Here is a 24,781-nt window from a genome sequence, read left to right as displayed (position 1 = left end):
GGCTCGATCGACTTCGCGAATTACCCGGTTTCCCTGATTGCGCATGAAAAAGCTCAGCAATAATTTCGACATCGTCATCGAGCAGGCGTTCGACTTTCTGTCTCCGGAATATGCCGAGCTGTTCGACCGCTCGGCCGCCACGGCATTCCAGCATCCGGTCTGGTTGCACAGCCTCTACACCAGGCTCGCTTCGGATGCGGGTGCGACACCTCTGGTCGTCGTTGTCCGCCACCGCGCGACGGGCGCCCTTGCGATGGTGCTGCCCTTGCTCCGGATCCGGCGTGGTCCGATCCGGACCGTCGAATTCGCCGACCTCCGCGTCTCAGATTATCTGTCGCCGGTTTGCAGCCAGGACGTGTTTTCGCAACTGCTCGACGATGCGGACGCATGCGCGGAGATCCGGCGCCTCGTTCGACCTTTCGATCTGCTCCGCATGACCAAGCTGCCCGACGGGCGGCTTCCGATCGAGAACCTCCTGGCCGCATCCCGCCGCGTATCGATGGACACCAATGCCTACGCGACGGTTCTTGTCGCACCGTTCGAGCAATGGCGGACCAGTGCGATCGATCGCTCCTATCAGAAGGAGCTCGCAAAAAAATATCGTCAGTTGCAGAAGAAGGGCGCGCTGAGCTTCTCATGCTGCAACGACAGCGCCTCCGTGCACGAAGCGCTGGATGTGATGAGGAAGCTTCGCGGGCCGCGCTTTCAGGCGCAAGGCGACGGAGATCTGCTCCAGCGTCCCGAATATTTCGGCTTCTATTCCGACGTGGCCAATCGCGGGCTCGGCGCCTTCGTGCGCCTCTATGCCATGAAAATGGACGGCGAGGTGATCGCCGCCGTGCTCGGCCTCTGCCATCGGGGCAGCTTCCTCATCATCATGAGCGCCTTCGACATTGACGGGTACAAGAGCCAGTCCTTGGGCGCGCTGATGTTCGAGCAGGTGGCGCGGGATTGTATCGAGCGCGGGGATCAGATGCTCGATTTCACCATTGGTGACGAGCCGTACAAGAAGCTGTTCGGCGCACAGCCCTCGCCGATATGGGCGATCACGCAAGCCGGTAGCACCGCAGGTGCCATCGCCCTGTTCGCGCTGAAGCAGGCTCCCTGGCTGAAGCTGGCGGCCAAGCGGCTGTCGGATTTACGGCTGCTGCCCGCCCGCACCCCAACGCCCACGCGCTGAGAGACAGCGGGCGAAAGTCCGCGGAACTCAGGCGCGCAGGGCGCCGCGAACCCGTCCAATCCAGCCCGGATTCATTTGATCGACGCGGTGTGCCAGGCTGCGCCGCAGGAAGTGCAACCGGCGACGAACGTCCCAACCGATATCGTTGCGTGACGTCAGGGCCTGGCGGAAGCGCGCCATCTTCAGGGACTGCTGATCCGCCGCGATCTTGTCGCGATCGGAATAGAACTGAGAGATCTTCTCCAGGCCCATGCCGGGGGTCGCGAGCCATTTCGGCGCATATTCGGTGCACAGACGATCGACATCCACCAGCAGGCGCGCGACGCCCGTGCCGGCCGCGGGACAGTTGGTCTGAAACGCATCGCCGATGAGCACGAGGCCAGGTTGGAGGTGCCCCTCGACGACGGTAAGATCCATCACCCAGTTCTGGACCCGGTCGATGACGCGGAATTCGCCGAGATAGGTCCGCAATCCCGGCAACAGACGCAAGACTGTCGCTTCCGGCTCGCGACGCAGCTCGCGCATGATCGGATCGGTGGGGTCGCGGAACATGAAGAGATTGGCCCGCATGCCGGCGCGTGCCGGAAACAGGCTGAGATAGTCGATGCCGTCAGCCGTGCGCTCGCCATAGCAAGTCAGCGCTTCGAAATCGAACGGGCGACCATCCTGACGGGCAATCGTGAAACCGAACGACACCGAATGTCGCTCGGCCAGAATCCGCCGCCTGATACCGAGATTATAACCGAGAGCCGCCGCCATGCCCGTGGCGAGAACGATGAGGCGCGCAGTAACGCGCCGCCCCGAGGCCAGTTCGACATGCCGGGCGTCGTCGCTGCCACCGATCGCGGTGACCTCGTCGATGATCAAGCTGGAGGAGGCGGGTATCTGGCTGCGCGCCATGGCAACGAGATCGGCATAGGAAAATCCATAGGCCTTACCGACGCTGACATCGACCACCTTGCCTTCCCGGATGTTGAGCACCTGATCATATCGGCAAGCGACATCCTCGAGCGCGTTGAAGAATCCCAGCTTGCGCAACAACTCCAGTTGTTGGCCGCCAATCTTCTCGACCCGGAATTCGTCCGGATGAACGGCGCGCTTTTCGATCAGGGCGATGCGATGCCCTGCCCGCGCCAGCACGGCCGCCGCAAGCGACCCTGCAAGGCCGCCGCCGACGATTGCGATGTCCACAACGATCGTCGAAGTACCAGCTGTGTCGATCGGCTCGGGCACAGTTCCATCCGCCGTCATGATCCGGGCTCCCACGGTCAACCAAAGTCGCACGTGCAATTCTTCGGCCTGATGTCGCATCGCGGGACCAAACGCGATCATTTCTCGGTATCGAGGTTAATGAAGCGGAGAGCTGGCTGCCCAGACAATATCCGGCACGCCTCTTGCTCGGAATTCTCGGCAAAGTCCGGCTTCCGGCAGTCTGCGGTCGATCCCGGCAAGCCATTTCGCATTCAAGCGGCTGATCACGCCTTCCCCGGCCGTCGATCCGGCGCTATTCCGTCAATCGGTCTCAGTGGGGCCTTGCTCTGTTTGGGACAATGGGGACGATGATGTTCCACAGTGAGCCCACCGGCACAATTGCGGTATCGACGCCGCAGGCGAGATCCTGGATGCCACGCATTAACACTCGTGATTTTTCGGCATGCTAGGTTGTCACCGGTATCGGAACATGTCTCTTCAGGAGAGAGCAGCTCCTTAGACTTCAATGATCAAGTCCATCCTCCAGCTCATGCGGCGCGACGTTACGCGCGGTGTCGTCGGGACCATCCTGCTCAAGGTTGGAAGCGGCGCGCTGGCATTTGCCGTGTTCTCGCTGGCGGCACGAACGATGTCGCCTGACGGTTTCGGCATCTTTGCGACCTGGCTTTCGGTCGCCCAGATCGCCGCCGTCGTGGGACTGGTCGGTCAGGAATCGCTGCTGGTGCGATTCCTGAACGAGTATCAGGTCGGCGACAGGCCGGACCTCATCAAGGGCGTCCTCCAATCCAGCATCAAGATCACTTCCGCTGCTATGCTGGTCGTCATCTTCGGCATGGCCATCGTGGCCAGCCTGAGAGGCGACTGGTGGGTGCTCATCCTTGCGGTGGCGGCCTACACGGCCGTCAATGCAGGCGTCATGCTAGGCAGTCAGGTCGCCCGCTCGCTGGTGAGCATTCTCATGGGCGAGGGAAATCGCGAGTTCTTCTGGCGGGTCATCGTCGTCCTGTTTCTGCTTGCCATGCTGCTCGGTCATCGACAGCTCGATCCCGCCGAGTTGTTCGCGGTCATGACCATTGCCATGTCGGTCGGCCTGGCTGCGCAGATCATCTCGATCGCACGAGCGCTGCCTGATTTGCGCGGCACGCCGGCGCGCTCCGAAACGTCCCGCTGGCGCTCGAGCTCGCTTCACTTCTGGCTCGCGTCCATCCTCGAGGCCGCGAACCAGTATTTCGACGTCATCCTAGTGTACTGGATGCTGGATCCCGTGACCGCCGGCATTTACTTTGCCGCATCGCGCCTCGCCAACATCTTCGCCATGCTGTCTGCGGCGCTGTACACGTTCGGAGCCCGGCGGCTTCCGTCGCTGTATTTCAGCAAGAACCACCAGGAGTTCGGACGAACCTTGCGACTGATGGCGGAGGTGACCGCACTATGCGTGGCCGCCGGGCTCGCCACGATCTGGATCGGCGGCCCCTATCTCCTCAACCTGTTTGGACCTCATTTCACCACGCAGCACTCGGTCTTGATCGTGCTTGCAATCGGGACGGCGATCCAGGCCGCAGGCGGCCCGTCCGCTGCAATCCTGCAGCTGACCGGCCATGAACGAATCTATGTCCCCGTCGTTGCCGCCAACGTCGCGTTGCGGCTCGTGGGGTTTCTCATCCTCATTCCCTGGCTCGGCCTGCTTGGCGCGGCAATTTCGGCCACCGTGTCGCTGGCGCTTGCGACCATTGCCCTGAACGTCCTCTGCCGCCAGCGAACGGGAGTTGATCCGTCGATCCTCGTGCTGTTGCGCTTCTCCGCCTTTAAACGAGGCAATTATGCAGTGCGCGGCGCCGACTCCAGCGACTAGGCATCGATCACACCGTCCCGCGGCGGTTCGCGATCACGCGCTGGCCGCGCAGGGTCGGTTGGTTAGCGTGCTCGCTACGCCGCATCCGGGAACCGGTGAAAATGGCTGCGCGAACGATGTCGACGGCCAGGCCTGGCATTAACTCCGTTTGTTGCTAGTCGGTGTCCACGCGAAGCCCGCATGATAGGTACGGAGTTAAGAAGGTGAAGATTTCGTTTCTTTAGCAGGTCGGGATCGGTGCTCCACTATCAGCCGAACAAGGAATTGGGCGAGACGACCGCGACGGCACCCGCGCGGTCGAACGGCAACGAACGAAAGCTGCACGTGCTTCTCGCCCAGACCCAGGCCGAGAACGCCGGGGCGCAGGAGATCTCCAGGCTGCTCGGCGCCGGGATGATCGCGCGCGGCTATCGCGTCACCAATCTCTTCTTTTTCCGCAAGTCGGATTCCTTCGACGAGCCGCCCGATACGCTCTATTGCGCGCCGAGCCGCCCCGGCAGTCCGGTGGCCCTGCTGCGGATGCTGTGGACACTCGGCCGTCATATCAGCACCATCAAGCCGGACGCCGTCCTGACCTTTCAGCATTTCGGCAATGTCATCGGCGGCGGCGTGACGCGCCTCGTCAGCCGCGCGCCTGTCGTCGCCAACCAGGTTTCATCCGCATTGTCGATGAGCTGGCCGGTTCGCACAGCCGACATCGTAATGGGCAGCGTCGGCTTCTTTGACCGCATCACGCTCAATTCGCACGACATGGAGCGCGAATATTCGCGCTACCCCGCAGCCTACCGGTCGCGCATGGTGCATGTCCCGCACGGCTTCGATGACAAGGCCCTTACCCTGTCGAAGGAAGCTGCACGACAGAAATTCAACCTGCCGTCGGATCGCATATTGCTTGGCTGCGCAGCGCGGCTGCATCCGCACAAGCGTCTCGACCTGGCGATACGTCTGTTGCCGGATCAACCAGCCTGGCACCTCGCGCTCGCTGGCCAGGGTGCCGACGAGGCCCGGCTGAAGCTGCTGGCGAGTGAATTGAAGGTATCAGACAGGCTGCATCTGCTCGGAGAAATTCCCCCCAGCCGGATGGCGGACTTTCTCGCCGGCCTTGACGTGTTCGTATTCCCGACACAGGCCGAGACCTTCGGTCTGGCTGCGGTCGAGGCTGCGAACGCCGGTGTTCCCTCCGTCGTCACCGATCTTCCCGTCCTGCGCGAAGTGCTGTCCTACGAAGGAAGGCCGACGGCTCTTTTCGTCGATGCTTCCGATCATGCGAAGCTCTCTGCAGTCGTCTCCAGGCTGCTGACGGACCAGCATTTGCGCGACGAACTGCGACAAAACGCCAAAGGCCTGCGGCTGCGCTATTCGGTAGATGCCATGGTGGAGGAATACGTCCGGATACTCGGCGAGGTCATTTGACCTGATACCTGGAATAGATTGGCTCGACATGATCATCGAGTTTCGCTGTGAACGTGAGCATGCGCGGCGTTGGATGAGCCGCGACACGCTGTTGATCGACGGCCGGGAAGTTCCGGTTCAAATCGCGTGGACGGCGACTGCAGAGCCGCGCCCCGCAGGACTCGACGCCCTGTTCGATCTGGAACGCGTTGTCTTGCACAAGGGCAAACACAGCGGCGCCAACAGGCTGCACCTCGTTCCGGAATCGACGCCAGGTCGGACCGGGACCGCCGACGTGATCGTCGACTTCACCAATGGTGCGCGCGATCCCAACAGCTCCAGAAAGCTCTATCTCCGTCCACTGTTCAACGGAGTTGCCGGCGAAAACGCCGCCCTCGCCGCCATTCTGGCCGGCGACCTGCCGGTGATCGACATCGTCAACGAGGTCGACGGTTCGCTCGTCGATAGCGGCCATCCATCCGGAGAAATTGCCGCCGGCTTGAGCGGTGCGCTCGAAACCGTCATGGCGCGAACGCTCACGATGGTTGCGGCAATCCTGTCGGGACGGCCGCGAATTGTGCCGCAGCTGGCGCGTTCCTCCGCAAACGGCGCCGGCCCACGGCCCGCAGCCTATGTCACGCGCGGCCTTGCGGTGTCGATCGCCAAGGAAATCTATCGCCTCTGCTGCTACGCTCCGCATTGGCATGTCGGTTGGCGCTTCAACGACGGCGCAGGTGTTTGGCAGACCGGTGACCTGTCCGGGCCGCGCTGGAACGTTCTTGGAGATCCCGGCAACCACTTCTATGCCGATCCCTTTCCCGTTACGTGGCAGGGACGAACATTCGTCTTCTTCGAAGATCTCGATCACCGTGTCGGCAAAGGCATCATTTCCGCCGTCGAGTTCAATGACGCTGGGCCACTTGGGAAAGTGGTGCCCGTGCTGGAGGAGCCCTGGCATCTCTCCTATCCCTTTCTGATCGAAGACGGCGGCGAGTTGTGGATGATCCCGGAGAGCTCGACCCATGGGGACGTCGCCCTCTACAGATGCGTCCGGTTTCCGGACAAATGGGAGCGGCATGCGACGCTGCTGTCAGGCCTCGAACTCGCCGACGTCACGATCACGCGGCACGACGGCCTGCATTATCTGTTCGGCGCCTGGCGCGATGGAACCGGCGGCTATTCCGATGCGCTGGCGATCTATCATGCCGAGCACCTCCTCGGCCCCTGGGTACCCCATGCCAGCAACCCGGTCCTGATCGACCGCGCCAGCACGCGGCCGGCGGGGAATCTGGTCACCATGAACGGCAAATTGTGGCGCCCCGTGCAAAATTGCACCGACGGATACGGCGCGGCGCTCGGGCTGGCGGAAGTGGTCGATCTGTCGCCGACGACGTTCAAGCAGATCGTCCGCCACACGCTGAAGCCCGGACCGCTATGGCCCGGCAGAAAGCTGCATACCCTGAACCGCTGCGGCCGGCTCGAGGTGATCGACGGCTCGCGCGTGCAGCCCAAGATGCGCGCCCTCGCGAGCAGATTTCCATCGGCGGTTTCATCTGCGCAACCGAGGCCGCGTTCGGCGCTTTGATCGACGGCCTGCCCGCCTGGCTCGCCCGAGCTTCTCCCGCTCACTTCGCCGCGTCGATCCAGATCCCCGGCTCCGAGTGCTCGCGGATGTGGTTGACCAGGAAGTCGGAAAACACCCTGATCTTGGCGGGCAGGCCGGCGCGGTTCTGATAGGCGATGTTCATCGTGAGCAGCGGCAGCTCCCAGTCCATCAGGACCGGAACGAGACGGCCGGCCGCGATGTCGCTCTGCACGATGTAGAGCGGCTGGATGAGGATGCCGAGACCAGCCAGCGCCGCGCCTCGGATGACCTGACCGTCGTTGCTGTCGAGCGTCGGCGTGATGCGGACGGTCTGCGTCATGCTACTCCGGCTGAGCCGCAGCGAATAGGGATCGTTGGCGAGATTGTAGACCAGCATGTTGTGGCGGGCGAGATCGGCAGGCTGCTCCGGACGACCATGCTTCTCCAGATAGGACGGAGCGGCCGCGAGCACGCGATGCATCTGGCCGATGCGGCGGACGATGATGTTCGAATCCGGCTCCTGCTCGCGCGTGCGGATCGCGACGTCGATGCCGGCCTCGATGAAATCAGGGTAGCGGTTGGCCGTCGTGATCTGCATGTTGAGCTTCGGATAGCGCGCACGGAAGGCCGGCAGCATCGGCGCGAGATAAATCACCGCAAAGGACAGCGAGCTCGTGACGCGCAGCGTACCCTGCGGTGACAGCGCGCGATCGCTGACGATATCCTCGGCTTCGGCCAATTCGCTCAGCACGGGGCCGCAACGGTTCAGCAACTCCTGCCCGGCTTCCGTCAACCACAGCCGGCGGGTGTTGCGCTCGATCAGCCGGACGGCGAGGCGCTCCTCGAGCGCGCTGAGGGTGCGGCTCGCAGCCGCATTCGACATGCGCAAGGCTTCGGCTGCCTTGGACAGGCTGCCGAGTTCGGCCGTCTTGGCGAAGAGTTCCAGTTGCAGCAACCGATCCATTTCTCCACTTTCTGGAAAAGAGACTTGCGATTTTTGACCTTTATTTCCGCATCCCGCAAGTCAAAATGGCCGCAACACAAGCAAGATAGCAGGCGAGGAAATCAGGAAATGTCGGGCCCGATCAGGCACATCGTGATGTGGCGGCTGCGCGGGGAGACCCCTGAGGAGCGCTCTGCCGCCCGGGCCAAGGTCAAGACCCTGTTCGAGGGCCTGAGGGGCCGGATCGACGGCCTCACCCACATCGAGGTCGGCGTCGACGTCAGCGCGGTCGACTATGCCTGCGACGTGGTGCTGTTCTCTGAATTCACCGACCAGGCCGCGCTTTCGGCCTACGCAACCCATCCTGAACATTTACGCGTCCGCGAAGCGTTGGGCGACTTGCGGATCGGGCGCTTCCAGGTCGATTATCCCATCAAAGAGACCGGCGCATGATCGGTTCGTTCACCTTTGAAAACCTGCCCTGCCGCGTCGTGTTCGGCAGCGGAACGCTTGGCTCCGCCAGGGCCGAGGTGGAACGGCTGGGCGGCAAGCGCGCGCTGGTGCTGACGACGCCGCAGCAGGAAGCGCAGGGCAAGAGCCTCGGTTCCGCGCTCGGCCCGCTCTATGCCGGCATCTTTGCCGGCGCCACCATGCACACGCCGGTCGAGGTCACCGAGCTCGCGCTCGCGGTGATGAAGGCATGCGAGGCCGACTGCGTCGTCTCGCTCGGTGGCGGCTCGACCACGGGCCTCGGCAAGGCGCTCGCCTTGCGCACCGGAATCAACCAACTCTGCATTCCCACCACCTATGCCGGCTCGGAGATGACGCCGATCGTCGGCCAAACCGAGAATGGCCTGAAGACCACGGTGCGCGGTGCGGCGATCCTCCCGGAGACCGTGATCTACGATGTCGACCTCACCCTGACGCTGCCGGCGAGTCTCGCCGCAACATCGGGCATCAATGCCATCGCCCACGCAGTCGAAGCGCTTTATGCGCGCGACACCAATCCCGTCACATCGCTGATGGCGGAAGAAGGCATCCGCGCGCTGGCACGCGCCCTGCCCGCCATTGCCACCAGAAGCGACGACCGCGAGGCCCGCACCGAAGCGCTCTATGGCGCCTGGCTGTGCGGCGTCTGCCTCGGCACCGTCGGCATGGCCCTGCATCACAAGCTCTGCCACACGCTCGGCGGCACTTTTGACCTACCCCATGCCGAGACCCACACCATCGTGCTGCCGCACGCGCTGGCCTACAACGCGCCGGCCGTGCCAGACGCGATGGCGCGAATCTCCCGTGCGATCGGCGCGGCCGATGCATCGCAGGGACTTTTCGAACTTGCCAAGCGGCTGGGTGCGAAGACGGCGCTGCGCGATATCGGCATGCCCGAGAGCGGCATCGACAAGGCGGCTGATCTTGCCGTCACCAACGCCTACTGGAATCCGCGCCCGCTCGAGCGCGGCGCCATCCGCGACCTGATCGCGCGCGCCTGGGCCGGCGAGCCTCCGGCCGCCATCAAAGCGGCGGCTTGAAACGATGCGGCGCACACTGATCAAATCCGCCACCGTCATCACAATGGATGACGCGATCGGTGACCTCGGCACCGGCGATGTACTTATCGAGGGCAGCCGCATCCTCGACGTGCGTCCATCGATCGACGTCGCGGCCGACACGGAGATCGTCGACGGCAAGGGCCGTATCGTCATTCCGGGCCTGATCAACGCGCACATGCACACTTGGCAGACCGGCCTGCGCGGCTTTGCCGCGAACTGGACGCTGCTGGAATATTTCCGCCGCATGCATGCAGGGTTAGCGACCGTGTTCCGGCCCGACGACATCCATGTCGCCACGCTGGTCGGCGCACTGAACCAGATCAATTGCGGCACCACCACGCTGGTCGACTGGTGCCACAACAATCCGACGCCGAACCATACCGACGCCGCGGTGCGCGGCCTGATCGAGAGCGGCATCCGCGCCGCCTTCTTCCACGGCTCGCCGAAACCCGAGCCGAAGCCGGGCGAGCCCCATTTCTCGGAAGTGCCACACCCGCGCCGCGAGGTCGAACGACTGCTGGCGGGTGCCCTCGCCGACCGCGACGGCCTTGTTACGCTCGGCCTTGCAATCCTCGGCCCACATTACTCGACGCTCGGCGTCGCCATGCACGATTTCCGCATGGCGCGCGAACTGAACTTGATCGCATCGATGCATCAGGGCGGCGGCCCGGCCAAGACGCCCGGCGGATGGGAGAAGCTGATCGAGGCCGGGCTCGTCGGCACCGGCATCAACATCGTCCACGGTAATGATCTGCCCGACGATCTGCTCGACCGAATGGTCCATCTCGGCGTGTCCTTTTCCGTCACGCCGGAGAATGAGATGATCCAGGGCCACGGCTTTCCGATCACCGGGCGGCTGCTCAAGCGCGGCGTGCGGCCGACGATCGGCATTGATCTGGAGTCCGTGCTGGCCGGAGACCTCCTGACCGTCGCGCGCGTCGCGCTCTCGACGCAGCGGGCGCTCGACAATGCAGAGGCGCGCAAGACGAACGGCACCATTCCCGCGACCACCACGATCCCCGTTCGCGAAGCGCTGCGCTGGATCACGACGGAAGGCGCCCGCATGCTCGGCCGCGAGCACCAGATCGGATCGCTGACGCCGGGCAAGCTTGCCGACCTCGTCGTCATCAATGCCTCCGACCTCAACCTCGTCCCGGTGCACGACCCCGTCGCGACCGTCGTGATGCAGACGAGCCTTGCCAATATCGAGGCCGTGATGATCGACGGCGACTGGAAGAAGCGGAACGGGCGACTCCTGGTCGACGGACTGGAGGCGAAGAAGGAATTGCTGGCGCAATCAGGCCGGCGTCTGGTGCAGGACATCGAACGACAGGGACGCGCCGCCTGAAGGGCGCCAACGGACAACAAAAATGACAGACACCTCGAAAAACATCGCTTTTATCGGGATCGGCAAGATGGGCTTGCCGATGTCGGTGCTTGTCGCCAAGGCCGGTCACACCGTCACCGCGTTCGACCAAAGCGCGGCGCGGATCGACGAGGCTCGTGGGCAAGGCATTTTGATCGCGGCATCGCCGGCTGAGGCCGTGAGCGGCAAGACCGCTGTCATCACCTCGCTGCCGGACGACGTCGCGTTGCGCGGCGCGCTGCTCGGCCCTGCCGGCCTCATCGCGTCCATGGCGCCAGGAACCGTTCTGATCGAGACCAGCACCGTTAGCGTCGAAGCGTCCACTGAAGTTGCGGCCGCCACGCAGGCGCGCGGCATTGCCTATCTGCGCTCGCCGGTCTCCGGCAATGCCAGCATCGTTCATACCGGCGCCTTGACCTGCTTCGTCTCGGGGCCGAAAGACGCCTTCGAAAACGCAAAGCCGCTGTTTGCGGCCTTCACTCGCGCGCAGACCTATCTCGGTCCGGCCGAGGAAGCACGCTACGCAAAGCTCTCGGTCAATCTGATGATCGCGGTGTCGGCCGCGATGATGGCCGAGAGCCTGGCGCTGGCGCGCAAGGGCGGCATCGCCTGGCAGGACATTCTGAAAGTGCTGGACGACAGCGCGGTGGCCTCGCCCATGGTCAAGTACAAGACCGCGCCGCTACGCAACCGCGACTTCGAGTCCACTTTCTCCTGCAAGCAGATGGCCAAGGATCTCGACCTCATCCTCGGCGCCGGCCACGCCGTCGGCGTCCCGCTTCAGCTCGCCGCCCAGGTGCGCGAGACCTACGGCTCGCTGGTCGCACAAGGCGACGGCGACACAGACTTCATCGCGACGGTCAAGCACCTGGAACGGCTGTCCGGGCTCGGCGAGCCCAAACTCTGATCGGCGGAAGGCACAGATGCGTAATTTCAACGAGACCACGATCACCGACGCCGTGCTGGAGCGGATCAAGGACGCTGGCGATCCGCGCATCAAGCAGGTCAGCGAAGCCCTGGTGCGCCACCTCCATGCCTTCGTCCGCGAGATTCGTCCGACCCAAAAGGAGTGGGAGTTCGGCATCGACTTCCTGACCCGCACCGGGCACATGTGCGACGACAAGCGCCAGGAGTTCATCCTGCTGTCGGATACGCTCGGCGTCTCCATGCTGGTCGATGCGATCAACCATCCGGTGCCGGAGGGCGCGACTGAGACCACGGTGCTTGGCCCGTTCTTCGTCCAGGCAGCTCCTGAGAAGGACAGCGGCGCGGATATTTCCGGCCCGATGGAAGGCGACCCCATGCTGGTCACCGGCTCGGTCTCGACCGTCGACGGCAAGCCGCTCGTGGGTGCCATCGTGGATGTCTGGCACTCCGACGATGACGGCTACTATGACGTGCAGCAGCTCGACCAGATCGGCGATCTCGCGATGCGCGCGCGCTTCCACACCGATGCCAACGGCAAATTCCATTTCTGGTCGATCAAGCCGGCCGCCTACCCCGTCCCACACGACGGCCCGGTCGGCGAGATGCTGGAGGCGCAGGGCCGCCACCCCTGGCGTCCGGCGCATGTTCACTTCATGATCTCCGCGCCGGGCTTCGAACAACTGGTAACCCACGTGTTCGTCGCAGGTGACCAATATCTCGACTCGGACGTGGTGTTCGGCGTCAAGGACAGCCTTATCCGCGAATTCGCCAGGCATCCGGCCGGCCGTGCGCCGGATGGTCGCATGGTGGACACCGAATATTTCCATCTCAACTATGATTTCGGCCTCAAGCAGGTCGCGAGCAACGCAAGAGCCGCTTAAGCTGAAGCGGCGACGGACCAGCAAGAGTCCGGCGACAGGGAGCAGACGGGAGCTAAGGATGGGACCGCGGGTCAGCACGAGCATCTTGGCCGATCGCCTCACCGGCATGATCGGCCCGCGCGCGAGCGTTGCGCGTGGCGTGCTCGATCAGCACGGGCAGAGCGAATCGCACTATCGCAATCTGCCGCCCGACATCGTCGTCTTCCCTGAAACGACGCGGGAGGTCGCCGAGATCGTCAAGCTCTGCGCGAGCTCGGGTATGCCGATCGTTCCGTTCGGCGCGGGAACTTCGCTGGAAGGCAATGCGGCCGCGATTGCTGGCGGCGTCTGCTTCGACTTCGCGCGCATGAACAAGGTGCTGACGGTTCACGACAGCGACATGGACGTTGTCGTGCAGCCCGGCATCACCCGCAAGCAGCTCAATGCGGAGCTGCGCAATACCGGACTTTTCTTCCCGATTGACCCCGGTGCCGACGCCTCGATCGGGGGCATGACCTCGACGCGGGCCTCCGGCACCATGGCGGTGCGCTACGGCACCATGAAGGACAACGTCATGGCGCTGGAGGTGGTGCTGGCCGACGGCCGCATCATCCGCACTGCAAAGCGTGCGCGGAAGTCGGCCGCCGGTTATGACCTCACTCGCCTGTTCGTCGGCGCGGAAGGAACGCTCGGTGTGATCACCGAGATCACCCTCAAAGTGCACCCCGTGCCGCAAGCAATCTCCGCCGCCGTCTGCAGCTTCGACACGCTGCATGATGCAGTCAACACCGCGATCTCTGTGATCCAGTCGGCGATCCCCGTGGCGCGCATCGAGCTGCTCGACGACGTCATGATGCGTGGCATCAATGCCTACGCCAAGCTCGGCTATCGCGAAGCGCCCACCTTGTTCTTCGAGTTCCACGGCTCCGAGTCCTCCGTTGCCGAGCAGGCCGAAGCCGCGCAGGCGATCGCGGCCGACCACGGCGGCCACGGCTTTGCCTGCGCGAAGGCTGCGGAAGACCGCAGCCGGCTCTGGCATGCCCGCGACAACACCCTCTATGCCGGGCTGGGCCTGCGGCCGGGCGCGCGCGCCGTGATCACCGACGTCTGCGTGCCGATCTCGCGGCTGGCGGAATGCCTGACCGAGACTCGGCGCGATGCGGACGAGCATGGCTTCACAGCGCCGATCGTCGGTCATGTCGGCGACGGCAACTTTCACATGCTGATCCTGATCGATCCCGTAAAGCCCGAGGAGAGCGAAGCCGCCAAGGCGCTGCAGGCCCGCATGGTCGCCCGCGCCATCGCCATGGACGGCACCTGCACCGGCGAGCACGGCATCGGGCTCGGCAAGATCGACTATCTCGCCGATGAACTCGGCGAGGCCGTCGACGTGATGCGATCCATCAAGACCGCGCTCGATCCTGATGGACTGATGAACCCTGGAAAGATCTTTGCCAGCGGAGCCAAAGCATGAGCGACGCGCTCCCGGTCGAGGTCACCACGCCCACGCCGCTGCTGGAATTGCGCGGCATCAGCAAGGAATTTCCTGGCGTCAAGGCGCTGGATGACGTGTCCTTTGCCGTCTACCCCGGCGAAGTCCATATGCTGCTGGGTGAGAACGGTGCCGGCAAATCGAGCCTGATGAAGGTGCTGTGCGGCGCCTACCGCGCCGATGCCGGCGAATTCTATTACAAGGGCGACAAGGTCGCGATCTCGTCGACCGCGGATGCGCAGAAGCTCGGCATTGCCGTGATCTTCCAGGAATTCTCGCTGGTTCCCCATCTCGATATCGCCCAGAACATCTTCCTCGGCCGCGAGCCCGGTGGACGCATCCCCGGCACCATCGACCGCCGCAAGATCCTGACCGATGCGAAGCGTGTGCTCGACGCGATCGGCTTCGACATCGATCCCTCCACGACCGTCGACAAGCTCGGCGTCGCACAGCAGCAGATGGTCGAGATTGCCAAGGCGATCAGCCAGAACGCGCGCATCCTCGTGATGGACGAGCCGACCGCGGCGCTATCCGACCGCGAGACCGAACTGCTGTTCGCGCTGATCGCGCGGCTGAAGGCCGACGGCGTCTCCATCGTCTATATCTCGCACCGCATGGCCGAGGTATTCGCGCTCGGCGACCGCATCACCGTGCTGCGCGACGGCCGCCGCATCGACGGCGTCAAACCGGCCGATGTCACGCCGGACCAGCTGGTGCGCATGATGGTGGGCCGCAATGTCGACATGACCTATCCGCGCAGCTTTGCCGACAAGCCCGGCGAGCTTCTGCTGGAGGTCAAGGGCCTGAGCGCGGCGACCGGTATCTCCGACATCAATATCGAGGTGCGCCGGGGCGAGATCGTCGGGCTATGCGGCCTCGTCGGCTCCGGCCGCAGCGAAGTCGCGCGCGCCATCTTCGGCGCCGATCCGGTCACATCAGGCGAGATCATCTTCGACGGAAAGGCCATTTCCGGCGAGCCTGATCTTGCCGCCCGCCGCGGCATTGCTCTGATCCCGGAAAGCCGCAAGAGCGAGGGTCTCGCGCTGCTGCGCTCGGTCAGCGACAACCTCGTGGTATCGGCGCTGCGGAAGCTGTTCCCGAGCGGGCTTTTCGATTCGCGAAGCGCGCAACGGACCTCCGACGCCCTGATCCGGCAATTGCGCATTGCAACGCCCAGCGCGCGCCAGACCGTCGGCCTGCTTTCGGGCGGCAACCAGCAGAAGGTCGTGATCGGCAAATGGCTGGCGGCCGGCTCGAAGCTCTTCATCTTCGACGAGCCGACGCGCGGTATCGACATCGGCGCCAAATCCGAGATCTTTGCGCTGATCGACCGCCTGGTCGCGGAAGGCGCGGCAGCGCTGATGATTTCGTCCGAGCAAATCGAGATCTGCCATGTCTGCGACCGCGCCTATGTGATGCGCGAGGGTCGAATCGCCGGGCACCTGGCCCGTAACGAACTGACCGAGGAGAACATCGTGCGACTGGGGATACATCATGCGTGAAGCCGCGGTCGTCTCGAGGTCCAACCCGCTGCAGCGCATTCCCGGCGTTGCCATCGTGCTGGTGCTGCTGATCACGCTGTTCACCGCGATCGCGCCCGGTTTCCTGTCGGTCGCCAATCTCTCCAACGTGCTGGTGCAGTCGACTATCCTGACCATGCTCGCGCTGCCGATGACGTTGATCATCATGACCGAGGGTCTGGACCTCTCGATGGGCGCAGTGCTGACACTGACTTCGCTCTGCGTCGCCATCGTGTCGCTCGCGACCAAGTCGATGCTGCTGGGCCTCGGCGCTGGCCTGCTGGTGGGTGTGGCCTTCGGCCTTGCCAACGGCTGGCTGGTCGCCATCCTCGGCATTCCACCTTTCGTCGCGACGCTCGGCACGCTCGGCATGGCGCAAGGGCTGTCGCTGATCGTCAGCGATGGCCAGAGCGTGGTCGGCATCCCCCACAGCGTCCGCGATATCTATTCGTCGACGCTGCTCGGCGTGCCCGTGCCGATCGTGATGGCGCTCGTGACCTATGCGGCGTTCCACGGCCTGCTCTATCACACCCGCTTCGGCACCTACATCTTCGCGCTCGGCGGCAATCGCGAGGCCTTGCGCTATGCGGGCCTGTCGCCGAACAGGCTGCTGATCGGGGTCTATGCGCTCGGCGGCGCCATGGCCGGCATCGCCGGGCTGTTGATGACGGCGCGCATGAATTCCGGCCATCCCACCGCCGGCCTCGGCCTCGAATTCGACGCCATCGCGGCCGTCGCGGTGGGCGGCACCTCGTTCGAGCGCGGCAATGGCTGGCTGCTCGGCACCCTGCTCGGCGTGCTCTCCGTCGGTGTGTTGCGCAACGGGTTGAACCTGATCTCGCTGCCGTCCTCGGTGCAGGTCGCCAGCGTCGGCGTGCTCGTCATCGTCGCGCTGTTCCTCGATGGTCTCAGGAGTCGGGCGTGACCGACATCACCAAAGACGCCATGATGCCGCCCCGCTCGTTCCTGTCGCAGGACGCGATCCAGGTGTTCTATCGCCTGCTCGCGGCGCTCCTTATCTGCGCGGTACTTGCCGTGCTCAGCGATTCCTTCCTCAGTCTCGGCAACATCCTCAACGTACTCAGGCAGGCAAGCCTGACCTTCTTCATCGCCTCCGGCCTGACGCTGGTGGTGCTGACCGCCGGCCTCGATCTCTCCGTCGGCGCCAATGTCGCGCTGTCGGCCTGCATTGCCGGCACCGTGATCCACAAGACCGGCTCGCCGGCGCTCGGCATCCTCACCGGGCTTGCCTGCGGCGGCCTCGTCGGCCTGCTCAACGGCATCATGGTCACGGCGCTTCGCATCCCCTCCTTCATCGCCACTTACGGCATGCTCTGGGTGCTGAACGGCCTCACCTACTGGTACATGGCGGGCGAAACGCTTCACGGCTTCCCCGCCGGCTTCCGTCAGATCGGCAGCGGCTATCTGTTCGGCCTGCCGATCCCGGTCTATCTGCTGCTGGTGTTCCTCGGTATCGGGACATTCTTCGCGCAACGGACGGTCTGGGGTCAGGAGATTTATGCGATTGGGGCCAATCCGATCGCCGCCCGGCTCTCCGGCATCCCTGTCGCGCGCCGCCTGCTGCTGGTCTACGCGGTCTCCGGCACCATGGCGGGGCTCGCTTCGATCATTTTCCTGTCGCGGCTCAATTCGGCCGAGGCCGACATTGGCGAAAGCCTGACGCTACCCGCGATCGCGGCCGTGCTGATCGGCGGTACCTCGCTGTTCGGCGGCGTCGGCACTGTGTTCGGCACCTTCATCGGCGCGCTAATCCTGACGCTGGTACTGAACGGCATGAACCTGCTCTCGGTCAGCGCCAACTGGCAGCCGCTGGTCACCGGCATCATCGTCATTCTCGCGGTCTGGCTCGACATGAAGACCCGCCGCCGCGCGCAATGAGTTCCTGGACTACCAACAAGCAAAACGAGGGATGGAGGCAACATGAAACATAAACTGGGTTACCTGACGCTGCCGCTTCTGATGGCCGCGGCATTCACCACGCAAGCGCGGGCCGACGGCGAGACCATCGCCGTCTTCACCAAGAACCAGACCAACCCGTTTTTCCAGACGGTGCGGGTCGGTGCCGACAACATGGCGAAGACGCTGAACGCCAAGACACTTCAGTACATCCCGACCAAGCCGGATTCGATCCCCGAGCAGCTCAGCCAGATCGAGGACGTGGTGGTGAAGAAGCCGAGCGCGATCGTGTTCACGCCGGTCGACTACAAGGCGATGGTGCCGGGCGTCGAGAAGATCAACGAAGCCAAGATCCCCGTCGTCAACATCACCGACCGCTCGGCCGGCGGCAAATTCCTGTCTTTCGTCGGTGCCGACGATTACAGCCTGGGACTCGAGACTGCGCGCTTCCTCCTAAAGACGCTCGGCGGCAAGGGCAACATCGTCATCATCGAGGGCGTCAAGGGCTCGCTGACCAATGTCGACCGCGTCCGCGGCTTCAACGACGCGCTGAAGGAAGCTCCAGGCGCCAAGCTGCTGGCCTCGCAGCCCGGCAACTATCAGCGGCTGCAGGCGCTTCAGGTGATGGAAAACCTGATGCAGTCGAACTCCCAGATCGACGGCGTGCTCGCTGCCAACGACGCCATGGCGGTCGGCGCGATCGAGGCGCTCGACGGCGCCAATCGCAAGGCGCAGGTGATCGGCATCAACGGCACCAAGGAGGCGATCGACGCGATCAAGTCCGGCAAGCTGCTCGCCAGCGGCGACTACAACGGATTTGCGCAAGGCTGCCTCGGCACCATGATGGCGATCCGTGGCCTTCGCAATCAGCCGGTCATCGCGGAGATCGTGCTGAAGCCGACCGTCATCACCAAGGACAACTACCAACCGTTCGACGTGCCGCTGGAGCAGCGGACCTGCCCGACCTTCGAGGAAGCCGGCAAGCTCAGCGCCAAGTAGGTCCACCCCATCACGTCCGGGCGGTCGCCACGGCGGCCGTCCCAAGAACTGAAGCCGAAGAAACGGAGACCACCATGTTGTTCGCCATTCACGCCGTCGACCGCGCCGGCGCGCTGCCGACCCGGCTCGCCAATTACGATGCACACAAGACTTTCCTGAGCGACACTTCGCGCTTCGGCGTGAAGATCGTGATGTCGGGGCCGCTCGTCTCCGACGATGGTCAAACGATGATCGGCAGCCTGTTCCTGATCGAGGCGCCCGGCCGTGGCGACGTCGAGGCTTTCAATCGCGCCGACCCGTTTGCCGCGGCGGGAATCTGGGAAAAGGTCACGATCACGGGCTTCCTGCGCCGGCAGGGTTGAGGCCGGCCCCACCAAAAAATGCGAAAACAACCCCATGCACAGTAGAATGGCGTTGTTTTTGCTGGCGAATTTCCGACGAAATCTCGCACCTCAACTGCTCATCGCCGCAGCGCCGTCCTCGAGATGACAGGCCACCCACTGCTCGGGTCCGGCGGTGCGAAGCACCGGTTCTTCGACCCGGCAGCGATCGAACACGAGCGGGCAGCGGGTGTGGAAGCGGCAGCCCGTCGGCGGGTTGATCGGGCTCGGCACGTCGCCCTTGAGGATGATGGGATTGCGCTGGGCGCCGGGCTCCGGCAGCGGTACCGCCGAGAGCAGCGCCTTGGTGTAGGGATGCCTTGGCGCGGCAAAGATCTCGCGGCGCGGCGCCACCTCGACGATCTTGCCGAGATACATCACCGCGACACGGTGGGTCATGTGCTCGACGATCGCGAGGTCGTGGCTGATGAACAGCAGCGCGAGCCCAAATTCGCTCTGGAGATCCTGCAGCAAATTGACGATCTGCGCCTTGACCGAGACGTCGAGCGCCGAGACCGCCTCGTCGCACACGATCAGCTCGGGCTCGGCCGCGAGCGCGCGGGCAATGCCGATGCGCTGGCGCTGGCCACCGGAGAACTCGTGCGGCCTGCGGTTCAGCGCCTCGCGCGGCAGGCGCACGGTGTCCATCAGGGAGGTGACGCGCACCTCGAGGTCCTCCGCCGATTTGGCGAGGCCGAAATTCCGGATCGGCTCGGCCAGGATGTCGCGCACGCGCATGCGCGGATTGAGGCTGGAGAACGGATCCTGGAACACCACCTGCACACGCCGGCGCATCTGGCGCATCGTGCTCGGCGCGGCATCGTCGATGCGCTGGCCGTCGAGGATGACCTGGCCCGCGGTGATGTCGAACAGCCGCAGGATAGCGCGGCCGACCGTCGACTTGCCGCAGCCGGATTCGCCGACGAGCGACAATGTTTCGCCGCGCGCAATCTCGAACGACACGCCGTCCACCGCATAGACGAATTCGGTCTTTCGCCCGAAAAAGCCCTTGTTGACCGGAAAATGCTTCTTGAGGTCGTTGACCTGGAGCAACGGAGGGCTCATGCCGCGACGGCTCCCTTGGCTGCATAGTGACAGGCGGCGACGTGACGAGGGCCCTTCTCTTCGAGCCCCGGCGCATATTGGCGGCACAGATCGGTCGCAAGCGCACAGCGGCCGGCAAAGACGCAGCCGACGATCGGCTTTCTGAGATCGGGCACCTGGCCGGGAATTTCGGCGAGCCGTCTTGCGGTGCCTGTCAGCGACGAGCCGAGCCGCGGCACTGCACCGAGCAGTCCCTGCGTATAGGGATGCCGCGGCGCGCGAAACAGCTCGGCGACCGGCGCTTCCTCGACCTTGCGGCCCGCATACATCACCATGACGCGCTCGGCGATCTCGGCGACGACGCCGAGGTCGTGGGTGATCAGGATGATGGCGGCGCCGACCCGGCTCTTGAGGTCCAGCATCAGCTTCAGGATCTGCGCCTGGATCGTCACGTCGAGCGCGGTGGTCGGCTCGTCGGCAATGAGAAGTTTTGGATTGCAGGCGAGCGCAATGGCAATCATCACGCGCTGACGCATGCCGCCGGAGAGCTGGTGCGGATATTCGCGCACCCGGCGCCCCGGTTCGGGAATGCCGACCAATGTCAGCATTTCGACTGCGTGCGCCTCAGCCGCCGCCTTGTCCAGGCCCTGATGGATCATCAGCGTCTCGCGGATCTGACGGCCGACGGTGAGCACCGGATTGAGGCTCGTCATCGGCTCCTGAAAGATCATCGAGATGTCGTTGCCGCGGATCGCGCGCATCTCGCGGTCGGAGAGTTGCAGCAGGTCCTTTCCCGCAAAGCGGATGGAACCCGCGATCCTGCCCGGCGGCTCGGGGATCAGCCGCATCAGCGACATCGAGGTCACCGACTTGCCACAACCGGATTCGCCGACGATGGCGAGCGTCTCGCCCTCGTTGACGTGGAAGGATACACCGTCGACCGCTCGGTTGATGCCGCTGGGGGTGCGGAAATGGGTCTGGAGATTGTCGACTTCGAGCAATGCCATCGCGATCAGCCCCGCACCATCAGAGGCTCTTGGCCATGCGCGGATCGAGCGCATCGCGAAGGCCGTCGCCGAGCAGATTCACCGCGAGCACGGTGACGGACAGGAACGCCGCCGGGAAGAACACGATGTAGGGCTTGACCTGCCACAGCGCGCGGCCCTCGGCCATGATGTTGCCCCAGGAGGGAATGGTGGGCGGCGTACCCGCGCCGATGAAGGACAGGATCGCCTCGGTGATCATGGCGCTGGCGCAAATGTAGGTCGCCTGCACCAGCATCGGCGCCACCGTGTTGGGCAGGATGTGGCGGAGGATGATCATCGGCGTGCGCGTGCCGCAGGCCACTGCGGCATCCACATACGGCTGCTCGCGCAATGACAGCACGACACTGCGGACGAGACGCGAGACGCGCGGGATCTCGGCAACAGTGATGGCCAGGATGACATTGCCGACGCTGCCGCGCGTCAGCGCCATCAGCGCGATCGCCAGCAGGATCGGCGGGATCGACATCAAGCCGTCCATGAAGCGCATCAGGATGCCGTCGGCCCAGCGGATGAAGCCGGAGACCATGCCGATGGCAAGGCCTGCCGCGGATGCGAAGATCGCGACCGACAGGCCGACCGTGAGCGAGACGCGCGCACCGAACAGCACGCGCGAATAGATGTCGCGGCCGAGCACGTCGGAGCCGAACCAATAGTCCGCCGAGGGCGCGCGCGTGCGTTTGGCAGGCGCGAGCGCCGTCGGATCGACCGTTCCGAGATAGGGTGCGAAGATCGCGATCAGGACCAGCGTCAGCAGCAGCGCGCCGCCGATGGCGACCGTCGGATGACCGCGCAGGAAGCCGATGAAGCCGTGCCGGATCTTGACTGGCCGAAGGATCTCCGGCAGTTGCGGCGCGAGGACGAATCCGGCCGGAAGCGCCTGCGGATTGACGGTGGTGTCGGTCAATAGCGGATCCTCGGGTCAACGAGCGTATAGATGACGTCAATCATCAGATTGACGAGGACGTAGACGAAGCTGAACAGCAGCACGATACCCTGGATGACCGGATAGTCGCGGCGCAGGATCGCATCGATCGTGAGCCGGCCGAGGCCGGGAATCGCAAACACGCTTTCGGTGACGACCGCACCGCCGATAAGGAGCGCGATACCGATCCCGATCACGGTGACGATCGGCACCGCCGCGTTCTTCAGCGCGTGAACAAACAGGATGCCGCCCTGCCCGAGGCCCTTGGCCCGCGCGGTGCGGATATAATCCTGCTGCAGCACTTCGAGCATGGTGGCGCGGGTAATGCGCGCGATCAGCGCGATATAGACGCAGCCGAGCGCGACCGCCGGAAGAATCAGATTTTCCAGCCAGGGCCAGAAGCCCTGGGCCAGTGGCGTGTAGCCCTGCACCGGGAGCCATTCCAATTCGAGCGCGAAGATGTAGGCGAGCATGTAGCCGACCACGAAGACGGGCAGCGAGAAGCCGAACACGGCAAAGCCCATGATGACGCGGTCGATCAGGCTGCCGGCCTTCCAGGCCGCTACCACACCGAGCGGCACTGCGATCACGATCGTGAGCAGCAGCGTGACGATCATCAGCGACAGCGTCGGTCCGAGGCGCTGTCCGATCAACGCCGAGACCGGCAGGTTGGTGAAGATCGAGGTGCCGAGATCGCCATGCAGGATGCGCCAGACCCAGCTGCCGAACTGGATCAGGAACGGACGATCGAGACCGAGGCTCTGGCGGATGCGCTCCACATCCTCCGGGCTCGCCTGGTCGCCCGCGATCACCACGGCGGGATCACCCGGCGCGATGTAAAGCAGGCTGAACACGAACAGCGCGACGATCGCCATGACCGGCAATGTCGAGACGATGCGACGGAGGATGTAGGAGAGCATCTGGTTTCAGTGCACGATCATGCGGATTTCGAAACGCCCCAGAAGAACGGCAGCGGCCCCTTGGTGATGCCGGAGACGTTCTTGCGCCAGGCCGTGTAGGTCAGGAAGAAGCCGGTCGGCGCGTAGACGACATCCTCGAGCGCCGCCTTGTTGACCCGCCCGATCGCCGCCTTCTCCTCCTCGACATTCTTGGCCTCGAACCAGCCGGCGATCTCCTTCTCGGTGTTCGGGCTATTGGGCCAGCCGAACCAGGCCTTGTCGCCATTGGCGCGAATGGCGGTATAGGCGGCGGGCGTGATACAGTCGGCGCCGGCGTGCCAGCTATGGAACATGTTCCAGCCGCCCTGCCCGGGCGGCGTCTTTTGCGCCCGGCGGGAGCCTACCGTGCCCCAATCGGTTGCGACGAAGTCGACATTCATGCCGAGCCTCTTCAAGAGATCCGCGGTGACGTCGCCCTGCGCCTTCGTGATCGGCTGATCCTGCGCGACCAGGCACGTGACCGGCTGGCCTGAATAGCCGCTCTCGGCGAGCAGCTTCTTGGCGGCATCGAAATCGCGCTTGCCCTTCAGGATCTCGCCGCCCAGTTCGTTGTAGACAGGCGTGTCCGGCGTGAAGAAGCCGGGCAGCGGCTTCCACAGCGCGTTGTCGTCGCCGACGATCGCGCGCATGTAGTCTTCCTGGTTGAGCGCCATCAGCACCGCGCGCCGCGCCCGCACGTCGTTGAACGGCGCGAACAGATGGTTCATGCGGAACGAGCCGATATTGCCGAGCGGATCGCCAATGTCGACGCTGATGTTCTTGTTCTTCTTCAGCACGGGCACGAGATCGGCGATCGGGTTCTCCCACCAGTCGACCTCGCCGTTCTGCAATGCGGCCGCCGCGGTCGCCGGGTCCGGCATCACAATCCATTCCACGCGATCGATCAGCATCTGCTTGCCGCCGGCAAGCCAGGATGCCTTCTCCTGCCGCGGGACGTAATCGGCGAATTTCTCGAACACCGCCTTGGCGCCGGGCACCCATTCGCCCTTGGCGAACTTCATCGGACCCGAGCCGACATATTCGGTGATCTGCTTGAAGGGATCGGTCTTGGAGATGCGCTCGGGCATGATGAAGGAGCACGGCGCGTTGTTCTTGGCCAGCGCGTAGAGCATTTTCGGGAAGGGCTGCTTCAAGACCCATTTGAAGGTGCGGTCGTCGACGGCGGTCAATTCCTGCTGGATCGCAATGATCATCAGGCCCATCGGATCGCGCGCGGCCCAGCGCGACAGGCTCGCGACGACGTCCTTGGCCAGCACCGGCTCGCCGTCATGAAACTTTAGGCCGGGGCGGAGCTTGAACGTCCAGGTCTTGCCATCGTCCGTCGTCTCTTCAGACTCCACCATTTGACGCTGCGGCTGAAGCTGCGCGTCGATGCCGTAGAGCGTGTCCCAAACGAGGGCGGCCGCATTGCGCACGACATATTGCGTGCCCCAGATCGGATCGAAATTGGCGAGATTGGCTTGCGGCACGAAGCGCAGGGTGCGGGCCGATGCGCCTTGCGCGATGGCCGGGGCCGAGAGGCCCGTCAATGCCAGACCGCCCGCGCCAGCCAGTCCCTTCAATACGGTCCTGCGATCCATGAAATCCTCCCAGTCGTGCCGTGATGCCGGCCAATTATTGGCCAATGGCAGGTGA

Annotated in this window: 22 protein-coding genes; 15 read left to right on the top strand and 7 right to left on the bottom strand. The window is 64.2% G+C overall.

Going from position 1 to position 24,781, the window contains the following annotated elements; translation table 11 throughout:
* Window positions 1-43: 43 nt before the first annotated feature.
* On the top strand, window positions 44-1,180 hold the full coding sequence (locus tag C7G42_RS18115) for a GNAT family N-acetyltransferase (RefSeq protein ID WP_106950296.1): 1,137 nt from the start codon (window positions 44-46) through the stop codon (window positions 1,178-1,180).
* Window positions 1,181-1,207: 27 nt separating this feature from the next.
* Here C7G42_RS18115 and C7G42_RS18110 read toward each other — a convergent pair whose 3' ends face one another.
* Window positions 1,208-2,431 (bottom strand): FAD-dependent oxidoreductase, encoded by a 1,224-nt coding sequence (locus tag C7G42_RS18110; protein WP_199580972.1) that lies wholly within the window; start codon window positions 2,429-2,431, stop codon window positions 1,208-1,210.
* Between the two features lie 466 nt (window positions 2,432-2,897).
* Here C7G42_RS18110 and C7G42_RS18105 point away from each other — a divergent pair, with 466 nt between their 5' ends.
* The 3 genes from C7G42_RS18105 to C7G42_RS18095 all read left to right on the top strand — a co-directional run bounded on the left by C7G42_RS18105 (window position 2,898) and on the right by C7G42_RS18095 (window position 7,221).
* Window positions 2,898-4,244, top strand: a complete 1,347-nt coding sequence (locus C7G42_RS18105) for a lipopolysaccharide biosynthesis protein (RefSeq protein ID WP_106950295.1) — start codon at window positions 2,898-2,900, stop codon at window positions 4,242-4,244.
* 237 nt (window positions 4,245-4,481) lie between these two features.
* Entirely contained in the window at window positions 4,482-5,657 is a 1,176-nt protein-coding gene (locus C7G42_RS18100; protein ID WP_106950294.1) for a glycosyltransferase family 4 protein, read from the top strand.
* A 28-nt stretch (window positions 5,658-5,685) separates the two neighbouring features.
* On the top strand, window positions 5,686-7,221 hold the full coding sequence (locus C7G42_RS18095) for a glucosamine inositolphosphorylceramide transferase family protein (RefSeq protein WP_106950293.1): 1,536 nt from the start codon (window positions 5,686-5,688) through the stop codon (window positions 7,219-7,221).
* 40 nt (window positions 7,222-7,261) lie between these two features.
* On the opposite strand, the gene C7G42_RS18090 is transcribed toward C7G42_RS18095, so the two are convergent.
* Window positions 7,262-8,185, bottom strand: coding sequence for a LysR family transcriptional regulator (locus tag C7G42_RS18090; RefSeq protein WP_106950292.1), 924 nt, complete (start codon window positions 8,183-8,185; stop codon window positions 7,262-7,264).
* A gap of 108 nt (window positions 8,186-8,293) precedes the next feature.
* On the opposite strand from C7G42_RS18090, the gene C7G42_RS18085 reads away from it, so the two are divergent.
* The 11 genes from C7G42_RS18085 to C7G42_RS18035 all read left to right on the top strand — a co-directional run bounded on the left by C7G42_RS18085 (window position 8,294) and on the right by C7G42_RS18035 (window position 19,157).
* Window positions 8,294-8,617: a Dabb family protein gene (locus C7G42_RS18085; protein WP_106950291.1), complete on the top strand. Its 324-nt coding sequence runs from the start codon at window positions 8,294-8,296 to the stop codon at window positions 8,615-8,617.
* Window positions 8,614-9,693 carry a maleylacetate reductase gene (locus C7G42_RS18080; protein WP_106950290.1) on the top strand — a complete coding sequence of 360 codons (1,080 nt, stop codon included), beginning with the start codon at window positions 8,614-8,616 and terminating at the stop codon, window positions 9,691-9,693. The genes C7G42_RS18085 and C7G42_RS18080 overlap by 4 nt, the downstream gene beginning before the upstream one ends.
* Before the next feature lie 4 nt (window positions 9,694-9,697).
* Window positions 9,698-11,062, top strand: coding sequence for an amidohydrolase family protein (locus tag C7G42_RS18075; RefSeq protein WP_106950289.1), 1,365 nt, complete (start codon window positions 9,698-9,700; stop codon window positions 11,060-11,062).
* Between the two features lie 22 nt (window positions 11,063-11,084).
* The gene (locus tag C7G42_RS18070; protein WP_106950288.1) at window positions 11,085-11,987 is read left to right on the top strand and encodes an NAD(P)-dependent oxidoreductase; all 903 of its coding nucleotides are present in this window, start codon (window positions 11,085-11,087) and stop codon (window positions 11,985-11,987) included.
* 16 nt (window positions 11,988-12,003) lie between these two features.
* A complete protein-coding gene (locus C7G42_RS18065; protein WP_106950287.1) occupies window positions 12,004-12,888 on the top strand; it encodes an intradiol ring-cleavage dioxygenase in 885 nt (294 codons plus the stop codon).
* A gap of 58 nt (window positions 12,889-12,946) precedes the next feature.
* Complete coding sequence (locus C7G42_RS18060; RefSeq protein WP_106950286.1) at window positions 12,947-14,341, top strand: FAD-linked oxidase C-terminal domain-containing protein; 1,395 nt, start codon at window positions 12,947-12,949, stop codon at window positions 14,339-14,341.
* Window positions 14,338-15,861 carry a sugar ABC transporter ATP-binding protein gene (locus tag C7G42_RS18055; RefSeq protein ID WP_106950285.1) on the top strand — a complete coding sequence of 508 codons (1,524 nt, stop codon included), beginning with the start codon at window positions 14,338-14,340 and terminating at the stop codon, window positions 15,859-15,861. The genes C7G42_RS18060 and C7G42_RS18055 overlap by 4 nt, the downstream gene beginning before the upstream one ends.
* Window positions 15,854-16,804 (top strand): ABC transporter permease, encoded by a 951-nt coding sequence (locus tag C7G42_RS18050; protein WP_106950284.1) that lies wholly within the window; start codon window positions 15,854-15,856, stop codon window positions 16,802-16,804. Before C7G42_RS18055 ends, C7G42_RS18050 begins: the two co-directional genes overlap by 8 nt.
* Complete coding sequence (locus C7G42_RS18045) at window positions 16,801-17,778, top strand: ABC transporter permease (RefSeq protein WP_106950283.1); 978 nt, start codon at window positions 16,801-16,803, stop codon at window positions 17,776-17,778. The genes C7G42_RS18050 and C7G42_RS18045 overlap by 4 nt, the downstream gene beginning before the upstream one ends.
* Before the next feature lie 42 nt (window positions 17,779-17,820).
* Window positions 17,821-18,795, top strand: coding sequence for a sugar ABC transporter substrate-binding protein (locus tag C7G42_RS18040; protein WP_106950282.1), 975 nt, complete (start codon window positions 17,821-17,823; stop codon window positions 18,793-18,795).
* Between the two features lie 74 nt (window positions 18,796-18,869).
* A complete protein-coding gene (locus C7G42_RS18035) occupies window positions 18,870-19,157 on the top strand; it encodes a YciI family protein (protein WP_106950281.1) in 288 nt (95 codons plus the stop codon).
* Window positions 19,158-19,247: 90 nt separating this feature from the next.
* On the opposite strand, the gene C7G42_RS18030 is transcribed toward C7G42_RS18035, so the two are convergent.
* Genes C7G42_RS18030 through C7G42_RS18010 form a run of 5 tightly spaced genes read right to left on the bottom strand, consistent with a single transcriptional unit; the run spans window position 19,248 to window position 24,726 of the window.
* A complete protein-coding gene (locus C7G42_RS18030; RefSeq protein ID WP_106950280.1) occupies window positions 19,248-20,240 on the bottom strand; it encodes an ABC transporter ATP-binding protein in 993 nt (330 codons plus the stop codon).
* Window positions 20,237-21,226 (bottom strand): ABC transporter ATP-binding protein, encoded by a 990-nt coding sequence (locus tag C7G42_RS18025; protein ID WP_199580971.1) that lies wholly within the window; start codon window positions 21,224-21,226, stop codon window positions 20,237-20,239. Before C7G42_RS18025 ends, C7G42_RS18030 begins: the two co-directional genes overlap by 4 nt.
* Before the next feature lie 19 nt (window positions 21,227-21,245).
* Complete coding sequence (locus C7G42_RS18020) at window positions 21,246-22,169, bottom strand: ABC transporter permease (protein WP_106950278.1); 924 nt, start codon at window positions 22,167-22,169, stop codon at window positions 21,246-21,248.
* Complete coding sequence (locus tag C7G42_RS18015; RefSeq protein ID WP_106950277.1) at window positions 22,166-23,107, bottom strand: ABC transporter permease; 942 nt, start codon at window positions 23,105-23,107, stop codon at window positions 22,166-22,168. The genes C7G42_RS18020 and C7G42_RS18015 overlap by 4 nt, the downstream gene beginning before the upstream one ends.
* A 17-nt stretch (window positions 23,108-23,124) precedes the next feature.
* A complete protein-coding gene (locus C7G42_RS18010) occupies window positions 23,125-24,726 on the bottom strand; it encodes an ABC transporter substrate-binding protein (RefSeq protein WP_106950276.1) in 1,602 nt (533 codons plus the stop codon).
* Window positions 24,727-24,781 lie beyond the last annotated feature (55 nt).

Origin of the sequence: Bradyrhizobium sp. MOS003 (assembly GCF_003020125.1) — a bacterium.
Lineage (GTDB): Bacteria > Pseudomonadota > Alphaproteobacteria > Rhizobiales > Xanthobacteraceae > Bradyrhizobium.
The sequence above is the reverse complement of the archived record's forward strand: the minus strand, read 5'-3'. Positions and strand labels throughout refer to the sequence as shown.